The organism is Hydrogenophaga sp. R2 (assembly GCF_049843595.1).
Classification (GTDB): Bacteria; Pseudomonadota; Gammaproteobacteria; order Burkholderiales; family Burkholderiaceae_C; genus Hydrogenophaga.
In genome coordinates, this window is sequence record NZ_JBBHZN010000001.1 from 951,279 (window position 1) to 971,837 (window position 20,559).

The 20,559-nt window shown below is 67.9% G+C and carries 15 protein-coding genes; 4 read left to right on the forward strand and 11 right to left on the reverse strand.

Annotated features, from left to right (window positions below; all coding sequences use genetic code 11):
* Positions 1–19: 19 nt before the first annotated feature.
* The gene (locus WD026_RS04560; protein WP_425722455.1) at positions 20–832 is read left to right on the forward strand and encodes an outer membrane protein assembly factor BamD; all 813 of its coding nucleotides are present in this window, start codon (positions 20–22) and stop codon (positions 830–832) included.
* On the opposite strand, the gene WD026_RS04565 is transcribed toward WD026_RS04560, so the two are convergent.
* Positions 795–2,909 carry an ATP-dependent DNA helicase gene (locus WD026_RS04565; RefSeq protein WP_425722456.1) on the reverse strand — a complete coding sequence of 705 codons (2,115 nt, stop codon included), beginning with the start codon at positions 2,907–2,909 and terminating at the stop codon, positions 795–797. The genes WD026_RS04560 and WD026_RS04565 overlap by 38 nt on opposite strands.
* 45 nt (positions 2,910–2,954) lie before the next feature.
* On the opposite strand from WD026_RS04565, the gene WD026_RS04570 reads away from it, so the two are divergent.
* Positions 2,955–3,710 carry a PP2C family protein-serine/threonine phosphatase gene (locus WD026_RS04570; protein WP_425722457.1) on the forward strand — a complete coding sequence of 252 codons (756 nt, stop codon included), beginning with the start codon at positions 2,955–2,957 and terminating at the stop codon, positions 3,708–3,710.
* 10 nt (positions 3,711–3,720) lie between these two features.
* Here the strand turns inward: WD026_RS04570 and zapE are convergent, their stop codons facing one another.
* The 8 genes from zapE to WD026_RS04610 all read right to left on the reverse strand — a co-directional run bounded on the left by zapE (position 3,721) and on the right by WD026_RS04610 (position 14,556).
* The gene (zapE, locus tag WD026_RS04575; RefSeq protein WP_425722458.1) at positions 3,721–4,818 is read right to left on the reverse strand and encodes a cell division protein ZapE; all 1,098 of its coding nucleotides are present in this window, start codon (positions 4,816–4,818) and stop codon (positions 3,721–3,723) included.
* 13 nt (positions 4,819–4,831) lie between these two features.
* Positions 4,832–6,259, reverse strand: a complete 1,428-nt coding sequence (lpdA, locus tag WD026_RS04580) for a dihydrolipoyl dehydrogenase (protein ID WP_425722459.1) — start codon at positions 6,257–6,259, stop codon at positions 4,832–4,834.
* A gap of 10 nt (positions 6,260–6,269) precedes the next feature.
* Entirely contained in the window at positions 6,270–7,541 is a 1,272-nt protein-coding gene (gene odhB, locus WD026_RS04585) for a 2-oxoglutarate dehydrogenase complex dihydrolipoyllysine-residue succinyltransferase (protein ID WP_425722460.1), read from the reverse strand.
* 91 nt (positions 7,542–7,632) lie between these two features.
* Complete coding sequence (locus WD026_RS04590; RefSeq protein WP_425722461.1) at positions 7,633–10,524, reverse strand: 2-oxoglutarate dehydrogenase E1 component; 2,892 nt, start codon at positions 10,522–10,524, stop codon at positions 7,633–7,635.
* Between the two features lie 171 nt (positions 10,525–10,695).
* Entirely contained in the window at positions 10,696–11,070 is a 375-nt protein-coding gene (locus WD026_RS04595; protein ID WP_425722462.1) for an ArsR/SmtB family transcription factor, read from the reverse strand.
* A gap of 72 nt (positions 11,071–11,142) precedes the next feature.
* Positions 11,143–13,053, reverse strand: a complete 1,911-nt coding sequence (locus WD026_RS04600; protein WP_425722463.1) for a propionate--CoA ligase — start codon at positions 13,051–13,053, stop codon at positions 11,143–11,145.
* A 120-nt stretch (positions 13,054–13,173) separates the two neighbouring features.
* Entirely contained in the window at positions 13,174–13,779 is a 606-nt protein-coding gene (locus WD026_RS04605; RefSeq protein ID WP_425722464.1) for an isochorismatase family protein, read from the reverse strand.
* 51 nt (positions 13,780–13,830) lie between these two features.
* Complete coding sequence (locus tag WD026_RS04610) at positions 13,831–14,556, reverse strand: TetR/AcrR family transcriptional regulator (protein ID WP_425722465.1); 726 nt, start codon at positions 14,554–14,556, stop codon at positions 13,831–13,833.
* 134 nt (positions 14,557–14,690) lie between these two features.
* On the opposite strand from WD026_RS04610, the gene WD026_RS04615 reads away from it, so the two are divergent.
* Positions 14,691–16,334 (forward strand): 4-hydroxyphenylacetate 3-hydroxylase family protein, encoded by a 1,644-nt coding sequence (locus WD026_RS04615; RefSeq protein ID WP_425722466.1) that lies wholly within the window; start codon positions 14,691–14,693, stop codon positions 16,332–16,334.
* A gap of 64 nt (positions 16,335–16,398) precedes the next feature.
* Positions 16,399–16,983: a C40 family peptidase gene (locus WD026_RS04620; protein ID WP_425722467.1), complete on the forward strand. Its 585-nt coding sequence runs from the start codon at positions 16,399–16,401 to the stop codon at positions 16,981–16,983.
* Positions 16,984–17,061: 78 nt separating this feature from the next.
* Here WD026_RS04620 and lpdA (WD026_RS04625) read toward each other — a convergent pair whose 3' ends face one another.
* A complete protein-coding gene (lpdA, locus tag WD026_RS04625) occupies positions 17,062–18,876 on the reverse strand; it encodes a dihydrolipoyl dehydrogenase (protein ID WP_425722468.1) in 1,815 nt (604 codons plus the stop codon).
* Positions 18,877–18,888: 12 nt separating this feature from the next.
* The gene (gene aceF / locus WD026_RS04630) at positions 18,889–20,544 is read right to left on the reverse strand and encodes a dihydrolipoyllysine-residue acetyltransferase (RefSeq protein WP_425722469.1); all 1,656 of its coding nucleotides are present in this window, start codon (positions 20,542–20,544) and stop codon (positions 18,889–18,891) included.
* Positions 20,545–20,559 lie beyond the last annotated feature (15 nt).

Here is a 20,559-nt window from a genome sequence, read left to right on the forward strand (position 1 = left end):
GTCGTTCCGTCGTCGAGGTATGCCTGTGAATGTGAGCTTGAGATTATCGGCCGTGACCCTGGCTGCGGCCGCCGTGCTGGCACTGCAGGGCTGCGCCTCCACCGCTCCGGTGGACGAGACGGCCAACTGGAGCCCCAACAAGCTCTACCGCGAAGCCACCGACGAGCGCCAGGCCGGCAACTACGAGAAGGCGGCCAACCTGCTGGAAAAACTCGAAGGTCGCGCTGCCGGCACGCCGCTGGCCCAGCAGGCCCAGCTGGACAAGGCCTACACCCACTACAAGGCCGCCGAGCCGGCCCAGGCCCTGGCCACACTCGATCGCTTCCAGCGCCTGCACCCCACCAGCCCGGCCATGGACTACGCCCTGTACCTGCGGGGCCTGGTCAACTTCAACGACAACCTGGGCCTGTTCGGCGCCCTGGCCCGCCAGGACCTGTCCGAGCGCGACCAGAAGGCCGCCAAGGAATCCTTCGAGGCCTTCCGCGAACTGGCCGAGCGTTTCCCCGACTCGAAGTACGCCCCCGACGCCCGCCAGCGCATGACCTACATCGTCAATTCGCTGGCCCAGTACGAGGTGCATGTGGCCCGCTACTACTACAGCCGGGGCGCCCATGTGGCGGCCATCAACCGCGCCCAGCTGGCGCTGACGGAGTTCTCCGACGCACCGGCCCTGGAAGAGGCGTTGTTCATCCTGATGCAGTCCTACGACGCCCTGGGCATGACCCAGCTGCGCGACGACACGCGCCGCATCATGCAGACGAACTACCCCAACAGCGATTTCCTGCGCCAGGGTTTCAGAACCCGGGAAAACCCGTGGTGGAAGGTCTGGTGAGCGCGCGGTCCCTGACCAGCGCTTCCAGCTCTTCCCGCAGTTCTTCCTCGCTCGCCAGCCAGCGCATGGGCGGCATGGCCGACAGCAGCATCGGCCCGTAAGAACGCCGCAGCACGCGGCCATCGGCCAGCACCACCACACCGCGGTCGGTCTCGCTGCGGATCAGCCGTCCGGCCCCCTGCCCCAGCGCCAGGGCCGCTTCGGCCAGGTGCACCGCCTTGAAGCCGTCCACCCCCTGATCCCGTGCCCGCTGCACCCGCGCCTGCACCAGCGGATCGTCCGGCGGCGGGAACGGCAGCTTGTCGATCACCACCAGCTGCAGGGCGTCGCCGGGCAGATCCGCACCGTCCCACAAGCCGCCCGAGGCGATCAGCACCATGGGCCGATCGCCCGGGCGCCGGAATGTCTCCAGCGCATGGCGGCGGGCCGAGGCGGTGGGCGCCAGCACCAGCAGCCCAGCCAGGCCCGAGCCCTCCTGCCGGCTTTGCAGGCGCAAGGCCTCGGCCAGCTGGCGCGCCGCCCGGTTGGTGGTGGTGAGCACCAGGGTGCGGCCACCCAGCCGCCCCACCCACCCGGCCAGGCGCTGTCCCAGGGCTTCCAGGTGACCGGGCTCGCCGGGTTCCGGCAGATCGGGCGGCACATGCAGGGCCGCCTGGCGCAGATGGTCGAAGGCCGTGTCCACCCGCAGCACCTGCACGCCGCCGACCGGGGTTCCATCGGGCTCGGCCAGTCCCAGGCTGCGCGTGAACCAGCTCAGGGATTCGTCGTGTCCCAGCGTGGCCGAGGTGAAGATCCAGCTGACCTCCGGGCGCGCCGCCAGCAGACCGGGAAACAGGCCGGCGCTGTCGGCCGGGGTCTGGTGCACCTCCCAGCGGCGCGCGGTGTGGCGGCTGAGCCAGCGCACCTCGCCGGGGGCTGCGGGCTCGCCGACCAGCCGACGCCAGTCGGTGCGCGCCTCAGCCACCCGCGCAGCCAGCCGGACCAGATCGGGGGCGGCCTCAGCGGTGGCCTGCAGGCCCTCGTGCAGCCAGCCCAGCACCCGGTCCAGCGCCACGCAGGCCTGGTTCCAGGCGGCGGCGTCCACGCCCGCCGGGGCACCCCCATCCCAGGGAATGCGGGTGTCGGTGGCCGTGGTGCTGCCGGCGAGTTCGCCCAGGGTGCGGCTGCAGCGCTCCAGGTCCAGCGCCCAGGCCGACCATGGGCGCACCCCGGCCGCATGGACACGGGTGACCGACAGCAGGTCGCGGGCCAGATCGGTCCAGCGGGCCGACGTGACCCGGCGCCCCAGGAAACCGATGGCGGTGTCGTTGAGCTGGTGCGCTTCGTCGAACACGATGGCCTCGGCCTGCGGCAGCAGGGCCACCACCCCCGACTCGCGCACATCCAGATCGGCCATGAAGACATGGTGGTTGACCACCACCCAGTCGGCCTCCAGCGCGCTGCGCCGGGCCCGGTAGACGGCGCAGCGGTCGAGATCGGGGCATTCGGTGGCCAGGCAGTTGTCCCGGGTGGAGGTGACCAGCGGGCGCAGCGCCGCTCGGGCCTCCAGTGCCGGCACCTCGGCCAGGTCGCCGCTGGTGCTGCTGCTGGCCCAGTGCAGCAGCTGGGCCAGCAGCACGGTGTCGGCCGGGTCGCGCCCGGGCACATGCATGGCGGTCTGGTTGCGCAGGCGGTGCAGACACACATAGGCCGAGCGGCCCTTGAGCAGGGCCAGCCGCACCGGCAGGCCCAGGGCGCGGGTCACGGCGGGAATGTCGCGGTGGAACAGCTGGTCCTGCAGGGCCTGCGTGGCGGTGGACAGGATGGCGCGGCGCCCGCTGAGCAGCAGGGGCACCAGGTAGGCCAGCGTTTTGCCCACCCCGGTGCCGGCCTGGACCGCCAGGGCGCCGCCGGTGCCCAGCACCCGGGCCACGGCCTCGGCCATGACCTGCTGCCCCGGGCGGTGGCGGAAACCCGGACCCCAGCGCTGCTGCAGCGATTCCGGCGTCAGCGCCGCCCGTGTGGCGTCGACGAGACCTGCGGCCGGTTCTTGCGGGGATACGGGCGCCGGGCGGCCACACTCGGGGGTACCATTCACGCCGTCACTCCGACAGCCATCCCGACCTCAAGGCGACGCAGCTTCATGACCCAAGGCTACCGCATCCAGGCATCCACCGGCCTTCACCGGGGCGACCGCGACTACCAGCAGGATCAGGTGGCCCTGCTCAGCCACAAGCGCATTCCCGGCTGTGTGCTGGCGGTGGTGGCCGACGGCATGGGTGGCCGCAGCGGCGGGCGCAAGGCCTCCGACCAGGTCATGCTGACGACCCAGCAGCTGTTCAACCGCTTCGACCCCGAGACCGATGATCCGGACGCCCTGCTGCGCAAGATCGTCGAGGAATCGCACATCGTCATCAAGCTCACCGCCGTGGCGGCCGAACAGGAGCCGCACAGCACCGTGGCGGCCTTCGTGCTCACCCCCGACGGGGGCGCCCACTGCGTGCACGCCGGCGACTCGCGCATCTACCACTTCCGCCAGGGCAAGCTGCACTTCCGCACGCTGGACCATTCGTATGTGCAGTCGCTGGTGAACCAGGGCGAGCTGACCGAGCAGGAGGCCATGGACCACCCGCACTCCAACATCCTCATGGGGTGCCTGGGCACCGAAAACGACCCACCGGTGGACCTGCACACCATCCGCCGCCTGCAGGCCGGCGACGTGCTCCTGGCCTGCAGCGACGGCATCTGGCACTACTTCAACCCGGAAGAGATGGCCAGTACCGTGTCCATGCTCACCCCCCGCGAGGCCTGCGAGTTCCTGATCCAGAAGGCCCGCACCCGGGCCAAGGGCGGCGGCGACAACCTGTCGATCGCGGTCGTCAAGCTCGACCCGCTCTGAGGCTGGCGCCTCAGGTCAGGCCGGTGTCCACCAGCCGGTGCTCCAGCGACAGGAATTCCTGCGACTGCATCTCGGTCAGCCGCGACACGGTGCGCGGAAACTCATGCGACATCGGCCCTTCGGTGTAGAGCTGCTCCGGCGGCACGGCGGCCGACATGACCAGCTTGACGCGGCGGTCGTACAGCACATCGATGAGCCAGGTGAAGCGACGGGCCTCAGAGGCCTGCCGCACCGCCATCTGCGGCACGTTCGACAGCAGCACCGTGTGGAACTGGCTGGCGATTTCCAGGTAATCGTTCTGGGAACGTGGGCCACCGCACAGGGTGCGGAAATCGAACCAGATCACGCCGCCGGCCCGGCGCACCGCCCGGATCTGGCGTGACTCGATGGTCATCACCGCGTCCTGATCGCCCGCCTCGGCCAGCTCGTTGAAGGTGCGCTCCATGGCCTCGTCGGCCTGCGGCCCCAGCGGGCAGTGGTAGAGCTCGATGTGGTTGAGCGTGCGCTGGCGGTAATCGGTGCCGTTGTCGACATTGATCACCTCCAGCCGGCTCTTGAGCAGCTCGATGGCCGGCAGGATGCGGTCGCGGTGCAGACCGTCGGGGTACAGGCCGTCGGGGTGGAAGTTGGAGGTGGTGACGAAGCCCACGCCGGCCTTGAACAGCGCGTCCAGCAGGCGGTGCAGGATCATGGCGTCGGTCACGTCCGCCACGTGGAACTCGTCGAAGCAGATCAGCTTGTAGCGCTGGGCCATGCGCTGGCCCAGCACGTCCAGCGGGTTCACCGTGCCCTGCAGATCGCGCAGCTCGCGGTGCACCTCGCGCATGAACTCGTGGAAGTGCAGCCGCGTCTTGCGGCGGATGGGCACGGCCTGGAAGAAGCAGTCCATCAGGAAGCTCTTGCCGCGCCCCACCCCGCCGAACATGTACACACCGCGTGGCACGTCCGGCCGGTTGAACAGCTTCTTGAGCGAGTTGGACCGCTTCTGCTTGTAGACCGCCCATTCGGACGCGCACCGCTCCAGCGCGTCGATGGCACGCTGCTGGGCGGGGTCGGTGGTGTAGCCGCGCTCTTTCAGCGCGGCCTCGTAGGCGCTGCGGACGCTCACGTGCAGACGTCGATCAGAAGTTGAGCGTGCGCTTGTCCACCGCCAGAGCGGCTTCCTTGGTGGCTTCCGACAACGACGGGTGGGCGTGGCAGATGCGGGCGATGTCTTCCGCGCTGGCCTTGAACTCCATGGCCACCACGGCTTCGGCAATCAGCTCGGAGGCCATGGGGCCCACGATGTGCACGCCCAGGATCTCGTCGGTGGCCGCATCGGCCAGGAACTTGACCATGCCGGTGGTGTCGCCCAACGCCCGTGCGCGGCCGTTGGCCAGGAACGGGAAAGTGCCAGCCTTGTACGCCACGCCGTCGGCCTTGAGCTGCTGCTCGGTGCGGCCCACCCATGCGATTTCCGGGCTGGTGTAGATGACCCAGGGAATGGTGTTGAAGTTGACATGCCCGTGCTGGCCGGCGATGCGCTCGGCCACGGCCACGCCCTCTTCCTCGGCCTTGTGGGCCAGCATCGGGCCACGCACCACGTCACCCACCGCCCAGACGCCGGGCAGGTTGGTGCGGCAGTCGGCGTCCACCACGATGGCGCCACGCTCGTCCAGCTGCAGGCCCACCGCCTCGACATTCAGGCCGTTGGTGTTGGGCACGCGGCCAATCGACACCACCAGCTTGTCGGCCTCCAGCGCCACGGCCTCGCCCTTGGCGTTGGTGTAGTTCACCGTGACGCCCTTCTTGGCGGTCTTGATCTCGCCGACCTTCACGCCCAGCTCGATCTTCAGGCCCTGCTTGTCGAAGGCCTTCCTGGCTTCCTTGGCGATCTGCTCGTCCACCGCGCCCAGGAAGGTCGGCAGACCTTCCAGGATGGTCACGTCGGCACCCAGGCGGCGCCAGACCGAGCCCATCTCGAGGCCGATGACGCCCGAGCCGATCAGGGCCAGCTTCTTGGGCACGGCACCGATGCGCAGCGCGCCGTCGTTGGACAGCACCAGTTCTTCATCGAACGGCACGCCCGGCAGCGCGCGGGCGTTCGAGCCGGTGGCCACGATCACCTGCTTGCCCGTCAGCGTTTCGTTCTGGGCACCGGCCACGGCAATCTCGTAGCCGCCGTCCACCGCCTTCACGAACGAGCCGCGGCCATGGAAGAAGGACACCTTGTTCTTCTTGAACAGGTACAGGATGCCGTCGTTGTTCTGCTTCACCACCGTGTCCTTGCGGCCGATCATCTTGGCGATGTCGATCTTGACGTTGGTGGCGGTGATGCCGTGGTCCGCGAAGTGTTTGTTGGCGTGCTCGAAATGCTCGGACGACTGCAGCAGCGCCTTGGACGGGATGCAGCCCACGTTGGTGCAGGTGCCGCCCGGGGCCGGGCCGCCGGCCGCGTTCTTCCACTCGTCGATGCAGGCCACCTTGAAGCCCAGCTGGGCCGCGCGGATGGCAGCGATGTAGCCGCCGGGGCCACCACCGATGACGATGACGTCGAATTGTTGGCTCATCGTCATGTCCTCAGATGTCGAACAGCAGGCGGGCCGGATCTTCCAGCGCTTCCTTCATGGCCACCAGGCCCAGCACGGCCTCGCGGCCGTCGATGATGCGGTGGTCGTAGGACATGGCCAGGTAGTTCATGGGCCGGATCACGATCTGACCGTTCTCCACCACCGCGCGGTCCTTGGTGGCGTGCACGCCCAGGATGGCCGACTGCGGCGGGTTGATGATGGGCGTGGACAGCATGGAGCCGAAGGTGCCGCCGTTGCTGATGGAGAAGGTGCCGCCGGTGAGGTCGTCCAGACCGATCTTGCCGTCCTTGGCCTTCTGGCCGAATTCGGCGATCTTCTTCTCGATGTCGGCAAAGCTGAGCTGGTCGGCGTTGCGGATGATGGGCACCACCAGGCCGCGCGGCGAACCCACGGCGATGCCGATGTCGAAGTAGCCGTGGTAGACGATGTCGTTGCCGTCCACCGAGGCGTTGAGCACCGGGAACTTCTTGAGGGCGTGCACGGCCGCCTTCACGAAGAAGCTCATGAAGCCCAGCTTGACGCCATGCTCCTTCTCGAACTTCTCCTGGAACTTCTTGCGCATCTCCATCACCGGGGCCATGTTGACCTCGTTGAAGGTGGTCAGGATGGCGTTGGTGGCCTGCGACTGCAGCAGACGCTCGGCCACGCGGGCGCGCAGGCGGGTCATGGGCACGCGCTCTTCGGGGCGGTCACCCAGGTCGGGCGTGACCACCGGCACCTGCGGCAGCGCCTTGGTGGGTGCGCCGGTCGGGATGGCAGCGGCCGGCGCGGCCTTGGGCGCAGCGGCGGGCGGGTTGGCCAGGGCGCCGAGCACGTCGCCCTTGGTCACGCGGCCGTCCTTGCCGGAACCGGCCACCGAGCCGGCGGCCAGACCGTTGTCGGCCATGAGCTTGGCGGCGGCGGGCATGGCCACACCGGCCTTGGCACCACCCACGGCAGCGGCGGCGGCCGGGGCTGCAGCAGGCGCTGCCACCGGCGCGGGTGCCGGTGCAGCGGCGACCGGAGCCGCGCCCACCACGGCGGTGGTGTCGATGCGGGCGATGGCCTGGTCGGCGGCCACGGTGGCACCGTCGCCCTGCAGGATTTCCACCAGCACGCCGGCAGCGGGGGCCGGGGTTTCGAGCACGACCTTGTCGGTCTCGATCTCGATCAGGATCTCGTCGGCGGCCACTGCCTCACCGACCTTCTTCTTCCACTGCAGCAGGGTGGCCTCGGCCACGGATTCAGAGAGCTGCGGAACTTTGACTTCAACGATTGCCATGTTGTTTCCTGGGATGCGTGTGTTCGGGTTGTGCCGCGCGTGAAGCCCCGCTGCGGCACGATGCCGCGCGCGGGGTCAGCCACGGACCGACTTATTTGGTGAGGATGAAACCCTTGAGCTTGGCGAAGGCCGCCTCGATCAGGTGCTTCTGCTGTTCCTGGTGCAGGTGGGCGTAACCCACGGCCGGCGAGGCCGATGCGGCACGACCGGCGTAGCCCAGCTTCTGACCCTCGAGCATGTTCTCGTGGATCTGGTGCTGGATGAAGAACCAGGCGCCCTGGTTCTGCGGCTCGTCCTGGCACCACACGATGTCGGTGGCGTTGGGGAAGCGCTTGATCTCGGCCGCGAACGCCTTGTGCGGGAACGGGTAGAGCTGCTCGATACGCACGATGGCCACATCGTCGGCACCCTTCTCCTCGCGCTTCTTGACCAGGTCGTAATAGACCTTGCCCGAGCACACGATCACGCGCTTGACCTTGTCGGCCTTCTTCACCACATCGGCGTTCTGTTCCGGCAGCACGGTCTGGAAACCGCCCTTGGTGAACTCCGACAGCGGCGAGGTGGCGTCCTTGTTGCGCAGCAGCGATTTGGGGGTGAACAGCACCAGCGGCTTGCGCAGCGGGCGGATCATCTGGCGGCGCAGCACATGGAAGATCTGGCTGGCCGTGGTGGGCTGCACGATCTGCATGTTGGTGTCGGCGGCCAGCTGCATGAAGCGCTCCAGGCGGGCCGAGCTGTGCTCGGGGCCCTGGCCTTCGTAGCCGTGCGGCAGCATCAGGGTGAGGCCGTTCAGGCGGCCCCACTTCACTTCACCGGAAGCGATGAACTGGTCGATCACCACCTGGGCGCCGTTGGCGAAGTCGCCGAACTGGGCTTCCCAGATCACCAGGGTGTTCGGGTCGGAGCCGGCGTAGCCGTACTCGAAGCCCAGCACCGCCTCTTCCGACAGGATGGAGTCGATCACCACGAACGGGGCCTGGTTCTCGGCCACGTTCTGCAGCGGGATGTAGGTGCCCTCGTCCCACTTCTCGCGGTTCTGGTCGTGGATGACCGCGTGGCGGTGGGTGAAGGTGCCCCGGCCGCAGTCCTCGCCGGACAGGCGCACCGCATAGCCGCTGGCCACCAGGGTGGCAAAGGCCATGTGCTCGCCCATGCCCCAGTCCACATTGATCTCGCCACGGCCCATGGCCGCGCGGTCGGCATAGACCTTCTTGACCAGCTGGTGCGGGGTGACGTTTTCGGGGATGGTGGTCAGGCGTTCGGCGATGCGCTTCCACTCGGTCAGCGGAATGGCGGTGTCGGCCGCGTCGGTCCACTTCTTGCCCAGGAAGGGCGCCCAGTCCACCGCGTACTTGCTCTTGAAATTGGTCAGCACCGGATCGACGGTGTGACGGCCTTCGTCCAGCGCGCCCCGGTAGGCCTTGACCATGTCGTCGCCCAGCGACTCGCCCAGACCCTGGGCGGCCAGCTTGTCGGCGTACAGCTTGCGCGTGCCGGGGTGGGCCGCGATCTTCTTGTACATCAGCGGCTGGGTCAGGCTGGGGGTGTCCTGCTCGTTGTGGCCCAGCTTGCGGAAGCAGATGATGTCGACCACCACGTCCTTGCGGAACTCCAGGCGGTACTCCAGCGCCAGCTGGACCGCCAGCACCACGGCTTCCGGGTCATCGCCGTTGACGTGCAGCACCGGCGACTCCACACCCTTGACGATGTCGGTGCAGTACAGGGTGGAGCGCAGGTCGCGCGGGTCGGAGGTGGTGAAACCGATCTGGTTGTTGATGATCAGGTGCACCGTGCCGCCGGTGGAGTAGCCACGGGTCTGGGCCAGTGCCAGGGTTTCCTGGTTGACGCCCTGGCCGGCAAAGGCGGCGTCGCCGTGCACCAGCACCGGCAGCACCTGGGCGCCCAGCGCATCGCCACGGCGGTCCATGCGGGCACGCACCGAACCCTCGACCACCGGGTTCACGATTTCCAGGTGGGAGGGGTTGAAGGCCAGGCTCAGGTGCACCGGGCCGCCAGGGGTGGACACGTCCGAGCTGAAGCCCTGGTGGTACTTCACGTCACCGGCGGGCAGCTCTTCGGGTGCGGTGTGGTCGAACTCGGCGAACAGGTCCTTGGGCATCTTGCCCAGGGTGTTGACCAGCACGTTCAGGCGGCCGCGGTGGGCCATGCCGATCACGATTTCCTGGATGCCCTTGGCACCGGCCTGCTGGATCAGCTCGTCCATGGCGGCGATGAAGCTCTCGCCGCCTTCCAGCGAGAAGCGCTTCTGGCCGACGTACTTGGTGTGCAGGTAACGCTCCAGGCCTTCGGCCGCCGTCAGGCGCTCCAGGATGTGCTTTTTCTTGTCGGCCGTGAAGTTCGGCTTGCTGCGGATGCTCTCCAGCTTTTCCTGCCACCAGCGCTTCTGGGCCTGGTCGGTGATGTACATGTACTCGGCGCCGATGGAGCCGCAGTAGGTTTCGCGCAGCGCGTTCAGCAGCTCGCGCAGCGGCATGGTTTCCTTGCCGAAGAAGGTGTTGCTGGTGTTGAACACCGTCTCGAGGTCGGCATCGCTGAAGCCGTAGAACGACGGCTCGAGCTCTGGAATGGCCGGGCGCTCGGTGCGCTTGAGGGGGTCGAGGTCGGCCCAGCGCTGGCCCACGTTGCGGTAGGCGGCGATCAGCTGCTGGGTGAAGACGCGCTTGCGGCCCAGGTCGGAGTCGGCGCCGGCGGCAATGACCACCTTGGTGCCACCCTGCTTGGCGCGCTCGGCAAAGGCATTGACGACGGGGAGGTGCGGAACGTCGCGGGCGTCAGAGCCGTCGACAGCGGGAACGTGCTGCAGGGCGTCGAAGTAGCTGCGCCAGTTGTCGGGCACGCTGCCCGGGTTCTGCAGGTAGTTCTCGTACATCTCCTCCACGTAGGGGGCGTTGCCGCCGAACAGGTAGGAGTTGCTCTTGTAGGCAACATAGACGTTGCCTGCGCTCGATGGCGTATCGCTCATGAATCCGCTGACCTCCGTTCCCCTGCAGGGAACATTAGCTGGTTGAAAAAACCTTCCGCGACACGGCTGGACCGATTGGCGGATGCGACAGTGACTGTGGAAGGACTGGCTGCAGGCCGAATTGTGCCAGTTAGATCGGCCGCAAGGGCAAGAAATTAAAAACGGCGGCCCTCAGACCCCACCGCGCGGGGTCAGGCGCTGGGTGGCCGGCACCGAACCGGGCTCGTCCATCTCGATGGCGATCTGGGTGCAGACGGTGCGGCACAGGGTGACGGCCTGTTCGCTCTGCACCCGGTAGATCACCTGGGTGCCCTCCTTGCGCCGCGCCAGGATGCCGGAGCGGTACAGCAGGTTGAGGTGCTGCGACAGGTTGGGCTGGGTGGTGTCGATCTCCTGCAGCAGCTGGGAGACCGACTTTTCCTGGTCGCACAGCGCGCTCAGGATGCGCAGGCGCATGGGGGTGGCCAGCACGCCGAAGAGTTCGGCGGCCAGCTCGAAGACCCGGGCCTTTTCGACCTGGGCGGTGGTTCCGATCATGTCTTCCATGGCGGGTCCTGTTTCGGCGTCTGGCTATATAAGCAAACCATCATAGCCAGATACCGACGCAGCCGACGCCGCTCAGGCGAACAGATCGCGGATCTGCTGCAGGGCGCCCGGGTCGTCCATGGTGGTCAGGTCGCCGGGGTCGCGGCCTTCGCAGACCGCCTGGATGGCCCGGCGCAGCAACTTGCCGCTGCGGGTCTTGGGCAGCACCGACACGAAGCGCACCCGCGACGGCCGGGCCACGGCGCCGAGCTGGCTGTCCACCAGCTTCATGATCTCGCCTTCGAGCTTGAGCTGGGCCTGGGCATCGCCCAGGGTGGTGCTGTCCTTGGCCACCACGAAGGCCATGGCCACCTGGCCCTTGAGGTTGTCGGCCACGCCCACCACCGCCACCTCGGCCACGTTGGGGTGGCTGGAGATGCTCTCCTCGATCTCGCGGGTGCCCAGGCGGTGACCGGCCACGTTGATCACGTCGTCGGTGCGGCCCAGGATGTAGAAGTAGCCGTCCTTGTCGCGGATGCCCCAGTCGAAGGTGCTGTAGACCAGCTTGCCCGGGATGCTCTTCCAGTAGGTGTTGACGAAGCGGGCATCGTCCTTCCACACCGTCTGCATGAAGCCCGGGGGCGTCGGCCCTTCGATGACCACCACGCCCTTTTCGTCGGCCCCGGTGAGTTCCTCGCCGGTGCTCTCGTGCAGCAGCTTCACGCTGTAGCCGTACATGGGGATGCCCGGGCTGCCGAACTTGCTGTCCTTGCGCTCCACGCCGTTGGCAATGGTCAGGATGGGCCAGCCGCTCTCGGTCTGCCAGTAGTTGTCGATGATGGGCACGCCCAGGCCGTCGGCGATCCAGCGCGCGGTGGGCTCGTCCAGCGGCTCGCCGGCCAGGAACAGCGCCTTCAGGCTGGAGAGGTCGTACTTCTTGAGGTAGGCCGGGTCCTGCTTCTTGAGCACGCGCACCGCGGTCGGCGCGCTGAACATGACGCTGACCTTGTACTTCTCGATCAGGCTCCACCAGATGCCGCCGTCCGGGCGGATGGGCAGGCCCTCGTACATGATGGTCGCCATGCCGGCGATCAGCGGGCCATACACGATGTAGCTGTGGCCCACCACCCAGCCGATGTCGCTGGTGGAGAAATAGGTCTCGCCCGGCTGGCTCATGAAGATGTGCTTCATGCTGGCCGCCAGCGCCACGGCGTAGCCACCCACGTCGCGCTGCACGCCCTTGGGCCGGCCGGTGGTGCCGCTGGTGTAGATGGTGTAGCTGATCTCGGTGGATTCGAGCCACTCGCAGGGCACCTGCGCGTCCATGTGCTGTGCGCGCAGGCTGGCGTAGTCGTGGTCGCGGCCGGCCTCCATGGCCATGGGGGCCAGGCCCCGGTCGACCAGCACCACCGACGACGGCTTGTGGCTGGACAGCCGGATGGCTTCGTCCAGCAGCGGCTTGTACTCCACCACCTTGCCGCCGCGCGAGCCGGCGTCGGCACTCACGATGGCCACGGGCGACGCATCCTCGATGCGCGAGGCCAGCGAATGGCTGGCGAAGCCGCCGAACACCACCGAATGGATGGCGCCGATGCGGGCGCAGGCCAGCATGGCAAACGCCGCCTCGGGAATCATGGGCATGTAGATCAGCACCCGGTCGCCCTTGCGCACGCCCTGGGCCTTGAGCACGGCGGCCATGCGCTGCACTTCCACGTGCAGCTCGCGGAAGGAGTACACGCGCTCCTGGTCGGTTTCGGTCGAGACGAAGATCAGCGCGTTCTGATCGGGCCGGTCCTTCAGATGCCGGTCCACCGCGTTGTGGCACAGGTTGGTCAGCCCGCCCTCGAACCAGCGCGCAAAGGGCGGGTTGTCGTGGTTGCAGACCCGGTCGAACGGGCGGTGCCAGTCGATCAGGGCCGCCTGCTCGGTCCAGAAGTCGTCGCGGTCTTCGAGCGAGCGGCGGTGGAAGTCGGCGTAATTCGCGGACTTGGCGGACGAACCCATGTGTTGTCTCCTCGTTGGTCGGGGGGCTGGATCGCTGAACGATCTGAATTCTTAATTATGAGCAGCCCGCTTGCAGTCGGCTGACGGTGGGAACCCTGATGGGCCCCCACCACCGCTTCCTCACTTGATCAGGCCGTGCACATCCTTGAAGCGCGGATCGTCCGCGGTGCGCAGCCATTCGAAGGCCACCATCTCGGTCGTGACCAGCTCCGCGCCGGCGCCGGCCAGGCGGTCGAAGGCGGCATCGCGGTTGCGCTCGGTGCGCGAGGTGCAGGCATCGGTCACAACCCACACATCGAACTCCTGCTCGATCAGCTCCAGCGCGGTCTGCAGCAGGCACACATGGGCTTCGCAGCCGGCCACCACGATGGTGCCCCGCTCCGGCTGGCTGGGGGCCGCCGGTTTCTGCAGGTGCTTGGGCAGGCTGCGGGCATTGCCGCCGGCCGGCCGTGCGGGTGGCCGCAGCCAGTCGGCCAGACCATCGGCCACGGCGCTGAAATGCATCTTGGAGAGCGTCTTGCGGCAGGCCTCGCGGATGGCCGCCGGGTTCGGTCCCAGCTTGGCCGGGTTCTGTTCGGTGCCCCAGACCGGCACTTCCAGCAGCCGGGCCATGCGGGCCAGCCGGTGGGCGTTGTCGAGCACGGTGGCCGACTCGAACATGGCCGGCATCAGGCGTTCCTGGTAATCGACCAGCACGAGTTGGGATTCTTCGACGTCAAGCAGCATGGGGCATCCGGCAGATCAAAAGATCCGATTCTCGCAGCCGGCCGCACCGGATCAGCCGGCAAACAGGTCGGGCTGGGCGCCCGGGCCGGCCGCCTGCGGCATGACCCGCTCGATCAGCCGGTCCACGTACTGCTGGAACAGGTACGGCGCCGACTGCCCGAACAGGCGGATGCGCCCGGTGTGCTGCAGCAGCAGCAAGCCCACGCCATGGGCGAACAACGCGGCGTTTTCCTGCAACGCCAGGTCGGACGGCAGACCCAGGTCTTCGAGTGCCTGCTCACAAGGCCGCAAAGCGTCCATCAGGCGCTGGTTGAGCGCCCGGTCCAGCTCCGGATTCAGCCCTCGGGGCGCCAGGCCCTGCACCAGGTAGAAGCCCAGGTCGAGGTCGCGCGGATTGCGCGCATAAAAACCGAACCAGGCATTCGCCCGCTCGGCCAGCAGCCGCTGCGGCTGCCCCTTGGGCGCCCGGGCCGCCGCCACCTCGGCGTGCAGGCGGTCGAGCGATTCGGACAGCAGCGCGGCGTAGATGGCCTCCTTGCTGTCGAAGTAGCTGTAAAGCGCACCCGGCGTGTAACCGGCGCGGCGGGCGATCTCGCGGATGCCCGCACCTTCCAGTCCCTTTTCGGCAAACACGCTGCGCGCGGCATCCAGCACCAGCGCGCGCCGGGTGTCGGACATGGCCAGCTGGCGCTGCTGCCGCAGTTCCAGCTGCCGCTGGGCGGCTTCACGCTCGGCCTCGCTGGGCACCGGACGGAGTTCGTCGAGCTGCACATTCATGCTTTCAGTGTACCGACGACGCGCTGGATGTTGAAATAAATCATCATTGATCAATTATTTGAACAATGTTCAAATACATGACCGATGTCGAACGTGATGATCGACGTGCACTGATTTCCACAGGACTGGATTCCATGAACACCGCTGCAGATACCTCTCCGCTGATGACTGGCGCCGACTACCGCGAGTCCCTGCGCCGCCTGCGGCCCACCGTGTTCGTGGACGGCCGGCGGGTGGCATCGGTGGCCGACGAGCCGGCCTTCCAGCCCGGCATCAATGCCGTGGCCCTGACCTACGATCTGGCCCACCGCCCCGAGCTGGCCACGCTCATGACCCCGGTCGAGCAGAGCAGCGGCCGCGTGGTCAACCGCATGACCCACCTGAGCACCAGCACCGGCGACCTGCTCAACAAGCTCGAAGCGGTGCGCCTGATCTGCCAGGAAACCGGCTGCGCCCAGCGCTACCTCACCCACGATGCGCTGAACGCCATCGCCCAGCTGGCGGCCCGGCTGGACGATGCCGGCGGCAGCCGGACCCACCGCGACCGGTTCCTGGCCTACCTGCACCGCGTGCAGACCCAGGACCTGACCCTGGGCGTGGCCATGACCGACGCCAAGGGCGACCGCAGCCGCCGCCCGCACCAGCAGGCCAACCCGGACACCTATGTGCACGTGGTGGAACGCAACGCCCGGGGCATCGTCATCAGCGGCACCAAGGCCATCGTCACCGGCGCGCCCTACATGCATGAGCTGCTGGTCATGCCCTGCCGCAACATGGGCGCCGAGGACGCCGACTTTGCGGTCTGCTGCGCGGTGCCGGTGGATGCCCCCGGCCTGACCATCGTGGCCCGCCCGGCCGGGCGCCCGGGCGAAAAGCTGGAGCACGGCGACGCCCTCTTCTCGCGCAAGTACGGCCAGAGCACCGGCGTGTGCATCTTCGACCGGGTGTTCGTGCCCTGGGACCAGGTGTTCCTGGCCGGCGAATGGGAACACAGCGGCCACCTGACCTACAGCTACGCCACCCACCACCGCCAGACCTGCATCGCGGCGCGGGCCGGCTTCGGCGACCTGCTGATCGGCGCAGGGGCCCTGATGTGCGAGGCCAACGGCTTCGACCCCGGCGCCGAGAGCCACCTGCGCGAACAGATGGTGGAGCTCATCACCATCACCGAAGGCTTTTACGCCTGCGGCGTGACCGCCAGCGTGTACGGCCGCCAGGACGAACACTGCAGCGTCTTCATGCCCGACCCGGTGTTCGCCAACATCGGCAAGCTGCTGCTGGCCACCAAGATCTACGACATGCACCGCATTGCCCACACGGTGAGCGGCGGGCTGATCGTCACCCTGCCCGGCCCCGACGAAGACCACAACCCCGAAACCGCTGCCCGCCTCTCGGACGTGCTGCGTGCCCACCCCGACATTCCCTACGAGCAGCGCATCCAGACCGCCCGCTTCATCGAAGACCTCACCGCCGGCTACCAGGGCGGCTGGTACAGCGTGATCAGCCTGCACGGTGGCGGCTCCCCGGCGGCCATGAAGCAGGAAATCTGGCGCCACTACCCGCTGGGGAACAAGGTGGAGCTGGTCGAGCGCCTGCTGGAGCGCGGCCTGACCAGCCAGGGCGAAGCCGCGCCGGCCCCGCACGACCCGGCCCGCCCCATCACCCGCAACCGCCAGCCCGGCCGCTGCTGCGACACCGGCTGCACCACGCCGGGTCAGCCGGTGATGGTGGACCTGCCCACGCCGCCTTCCCGGTCTGTGACCAAAAAACAGAACTGAATCAAGCGCTTACAGCGTTTTTCTCGCTTGACGCTGGCGCTGGCTGCCGTTACCCTCGCGCACCATGACCCGCCACCTCCCTGCCCTGCTGATCGCCGCCTCGGCCCTGTGCGCCCCGCACACGGTCTGGTCGCAGACCCAGGGTGGTGCCCAGGGCGGCTCCCAGGCTTACCAGGACATGGATGCGCTGCTGGCCGAAAAAGGGCTGATCGACCGCCTGGGCGCTCAGGTGCAGCAGGCCCGGGCCTCCATGAGCGAACAGGCGTCCAGTCTGGTCATCAACGCCATGGCCTTCCTGGGCGTGCCCTACAAGTGGGGCGGCGACAGCCACGACAGCGGCTTCGACTGCAGCGGCTTCGTGCGCGCCGTGTACGAACAGTCGGTCGGCAAGATCCTGCCGCGTCGCTCCGACGAGCAGGCCGCCGCCACCCAGGTGATCGACCGCAGCGAACTCAAGCCCGGTGATCTGGTGTTCTTCAACACCATGCGCCGCGCCTTCAGCCATGTGGGCATTTACGTGGGCGACGGCAAGTTCATCCACTCCCCCCGGGCCGGCGCCCAGGTGCGGGTGGAAGACATGCGCATCGCCTACTGGAATGCCCGCTTCAACGGTGCCCGCCGCGTGCTGCCCCAGCAGCAGGAGCCATGATCCCCCGAGCTCGGCCCGGCGCCTGCCCATGAAAAAACCCGGCCTTGGCCGGGTTTCTTGTTGGAGCAGGCGGCTGCCTCAGCGCCGCGCCGGCGGCACGTCGGTGCACGAGCCGTGCGCCACTTCGGCCGCCATGCCGATGCTCTCGCCCAGCGTGGGGTGCGGGTGGATGGTCTTGCCGATGTCCACCGCGTCGGCCCCCATCTCGATGGCCAGCGCGATCTCGCCGATCATGTCGCCGGCGTGGGTGCCGACCATGCCGCCGCCCAGGATCTTGCCGTGGCCATGGGCCTCGGGCGAGTCGTCGAACAGCAGCTTGGTGAAACCCTCGTCGCGCCCGTTGGCAATGGCACGGCCGGAAGCCGCCCACGGGAACAGGCCCTTCTTCACCTTGATGCCCTGGGCCTTGGCCTGGTCCTCGGTCAGGCCCACCCAGGCCACCTCGGGGTCGGTGTAGGCCACGCTCGGGATCACCCGGGCGTTGAAGGCGCTGGCAGCCAGCTCCTTGTCGCCCAGCAGCTCGCCGGCCGCCACCTCGGCCGCCACATGCGCCTCGTGCACCGCCTTGTGGGCCAGCATGGGCTGGCCGACGATGTCGCCGATGGCAAAGATGTGCGGCACGTTGGTGCGCATCTGGATGTCGACGTTGATGAAGCCCCGGTCGGTCACGGCCACGCCGGCCTGTTCGGCCGCGATCTTGCGTCCGTTGGGCGTGCGGCCCACCGCCTGCAGCACCAGGTCGTACAGGCCTTCGCTCTTCGTGCCATCCAGGCCCTCAAACTGCACCTTGATGCCTTCGGGCGTGGCCTGGGCGCCCACGGTCCTGGTCTTGAGCATCACGTTGTCGAAACGGTGCTTGTTCATCTTTTCCCAGACCTTGACCAGATCGCGGTCGGCGCCCTGCATCAGGCCATCCATCATCTCCACCACGTCCAGGCGGGCGCCCAGCGTGCTGTAGACCGTGCCCATCTCCAGGCCGATGATGCCGCCGCCGACGATGAGCATCTTCTTCGGCACATCCTTGAGCTCCAGCGCACCGGTGGAGTCCACCACGCGCGGATCGTCGGGCATGAAGGGCAGCCGCACCGCCTGCGAGCCGGCGGCGATGATGCACTTCCTGAAGGCCACAACCTTCTTCGCGCCGGTCTTCTCCTGGCCGCTGCCGGTGGTTTCTTCCACCGCCAGGTGGTTGGGGCCCACGAAGGCGCCGTAGCCGCGCACCGTGGTGACCTTGCGCATCTTGGCCATGGCCGCCAGACCGCCGGTGAGCTTGCCGATCACCTTTTCCTTGTGACCACGCAGCTTGTCGATGTTGAGCACCGGCCGGCCGAACTCCACGCCCAGGTCGGCCATGTGGCTCACCTCGTCCATGACGGCGGCCACATGCAGCAGCGCCTTGGACGGGATGCAGCCCACGTTCAGGCACACACCGCCCAGGGTGGCGTAGCGCTCGACGATGACCACCTTCAGGCCCAGGTCGGCGGCGCGGAACGCGGCGGAGTAGCCACCGGGGCCGCCGCCCAGCACCAGCAGGTCGCAGTCCAGATCGGCACTGCCGGCAAAGGTGGCGGCCGTCGGGGCTGCAACGGACGCCGCAGTGGGGGTCGGGGCAGCGGCCGGAGGTGCCGCAGCGGGGGCTGGCGCCTGTGCGGCACCCGCCACTTCCAGCGTGAGCACCACCGAGCCTTCTGCGACCTTGTCGCCGAGCTTGACCTTGAGCTCCTTGACCACACCGGCGTGCGACGACGGGATCTCCATCGAGGCCTTGTCGGACTCGACCGTGATCAGGCTCTGTTCGGCCTTGATGGTGTCGCCGGGCTTGACCAGCAGTTCGATGACCGCCACCTCGGCGAAGTCACCGATGTCGGGAACCTTGATGTCCATGGTTGCCATGTTCGGGTTCCTTTACAGCAGCACGCGACGGAAGTCGCCGAGGATCTGGCCCAGGTACGCGTTGAAGCGTGCGGCCGCCGCGCCGTCGATGACGCGGTGGTCCCAGGTGAGCGAGAGCGGCAGCATCAGGCGCGGCACGAACTGTTTGCCGTCCCACACCGGCTCCATCTGGCTCTTGCACACGCCCAGGATGGCCACCTCGGGCGCGTTGATGATGGGCGTGAAGTAACGCCCGCCGATGCCACCCAGGCTGGAGATGGTGAAGGTCGCACCGCTCATGTCGGCCGGGCCCAGCTTGCCCTCGCGGGCCTTCTTGGCCAGCTCGCCCATTTCCTGGCTGATCTGCAGGATGCCCTTCTTGTCGGCGTCCTTGATGACCGGCACGACCAGGCCGTTGGGCGTGTCGGCGGCAAAGCCGATGTGCCAGTACTGCTTGTAGACCAGCGCATCGCCGTCCAGGCTGCTGTTGAACTCGGGGAACTTCTTGAGCGCGGCCACGCAGGCCTTGATCAGGAAGGCCAGCATGGTGACCTTCACGCCGCTCTTCTCGTTCTCCTTGTTGGTGGCCACGCGGAAGGCCTCCAGGTCGGTGATGTCGGCGTCGTCGTGGTTGGTGACGGCCGGGATCATCACCGCGTTGCGCAGCAGGTTGGCGCCGCTGATCTTCTTGATGCGGCCCAGTTCCTTGCGCTCGATCGGACCGAACTTCGCGAAGTCGACCTTGGGCCATGGGATGAGGCCCAGCTCGCTGCCGCCACCACCGGCCGCAGCAGCCGGTGCCTTGGCGGCCTGCGCCTGGGTCTGCACCGCACCCGCCATGACCGAGCGGGTGAACTGCTGCACATCGTCCAGCGTGATGCGGCCCTTGGGGCCGGAGCCCTTGACCTCGGCCAGCGGCACGCCGAGTTCACGGGCGAACTTGCGCACCGAGGGCGAGGCGTGCGGCAGGCCCAGCGGGGCACCGCCCGGCTGGTGCGCCGGGGCCGCCACAGCGGCCGCCACGGGCGCGGCGGCAGCGGCCACGGCAGGCGAAGCCGCCGGTGCCGGTGCCTGCACCGGAGCCGGTGCGGCCACCGGGGCCGGAGCAGCAGCGGCCGAGCTGCCCTGCAGCACCGCCACCAGATCACCGATGTTGACCTTGTCGCCGATCTTCACCGCCAGCGACTGCACCACACCGGCGGCCGACGACGGGATCTCCATCGAGGCCTTGTCGGACTCCACCGTGATCAGGCTCTGCTCGGCCTGGATGGTGTCGCCGGGCTTGACCAGCAACTCGATGACGGCGACGTCCTTGAAGTCGCCGATGTCGGGCACACGCACCTCGACCGGGCCGGCAGCAGCCGCGGGAGCGGCGGCAGCCGGAGCAGGAGCGGCCGCAACCACAGGTGCGGCGGCAGGCGCGGCAGCGGGCGCGGGCGCCGCAGCGGCACCTTCGGCCTCCAGCACCAGCACCACCGAGCCCTGCTTGACCTTGTCCCCCAGTTTCACGCGCAGTTCCTTGACCACGCCGGCGGCCGACGACGGAATCTCCATCGAGGCCTTGTCGGACTCCACCGTGATCAGGCTCTGTTCGGCCTTGACCGCATCGCCGGGCTTGACCAGCAGCTCGATCACTGCCACTTCATCGAAATCCCCGATGTCCGGGACTTGTACTTCCACCAGTGCCATGTGTGTCTCCCGGGA

Excerpts from the sequence above, each read along its gene's own strand:
- lpdA (WP_425722468.1), bottom strand. The coding sequence starts at position 18,876 with ATGGCAACCATGGACATCAAGGTTCCCGACATCGGTGACTTCGCCGAG.
- WD026_RS04615 (WP_425722466.1), top strand. The coding sequence starts at position 14,691 with ATGAACACCGCTGCAGATACCTCTCCGCTGATGACTGGCGCCGACTAC.
- lpdA (WP_425722459.1), bottom strand. The coding sequence starts at position 6,259 with ATGAGCCAACAATTCGACGTCATCGTCATCGGTGGTGGCCCCGGCGGC.
- WD026_RS04600 (WP_425722463.1), bottom strand. The coding sequence starts at position 13,053 with ATGGGTTCGTCCGCCAAGTCCGCGAATTACGCCGACTTCCACCGCCGC.
- WD026_RS04590 (WP_425722461.1), bottom strand. The coding sequence starts at position 10,524 with ATGAGCGATACGCCATCGAGCGCAGGCAACGTCTATGTTGCCTACAAG.
- WD026_RS04605 (WP_425722464.1), bottom strand. The coding sequence starts at position 13,779 with ATGCTGCTTGACGTCGAAGAATCCCAACTCGTGCTGGTCGATTACCAG.
- WD026_RS04620 (WP_425722467.1), top strand. The coding sequence starts at position 16,399 with ATGACCCGCCACCTCCCTGCCCTGCTGATCGCCGCCTCGGCCCTGTGC.
- aceF (WP_425722469.1), bottom strand. The coding sequence starts at position 20,544 with ATGGCACTGGTGGAAGTACAAGTCCCGGACATCGGGGATTTCGATGAA.
- WD026_RS04570 (WP_425722457.1), top strand. The coding sequence starts at position 2,955 with ATGACCCAAGGCTACCGCATCCAGGCATCCACCGGCCTTCACCGGGGC.
- WD026_RS04560 (WP_425722455.1), top strand. The coding sequence starts at position 20 with ATGCCTGTGAATGTGAGCTTGAGATTATCGGCCGTGACCCTGGCTGCG.
- WD026_RS04595 (WP_425722462.1), bottom strand. The coding sequence starts at position 11,070 with ATGGAAGACATGATCGGAACCACCGCCCAGGTCGAAAAGGCCCGGGTC.
- odhB (WP_425722460.1), bottom strand. The coding sequence starts at position 7,541 with ATGGCAATCGTTGAAGTCAAAGTTCCGCAGCTCTCTGAATCCGTGGCC.
- WD026_RS04610 (WP_425722465.1), bottom strand. The coding sequence starts at position 14,556 with ATGAATGTGCAGCTCGACGAACTCCGTCCGGTGCCCAGCGAGGCCGAG.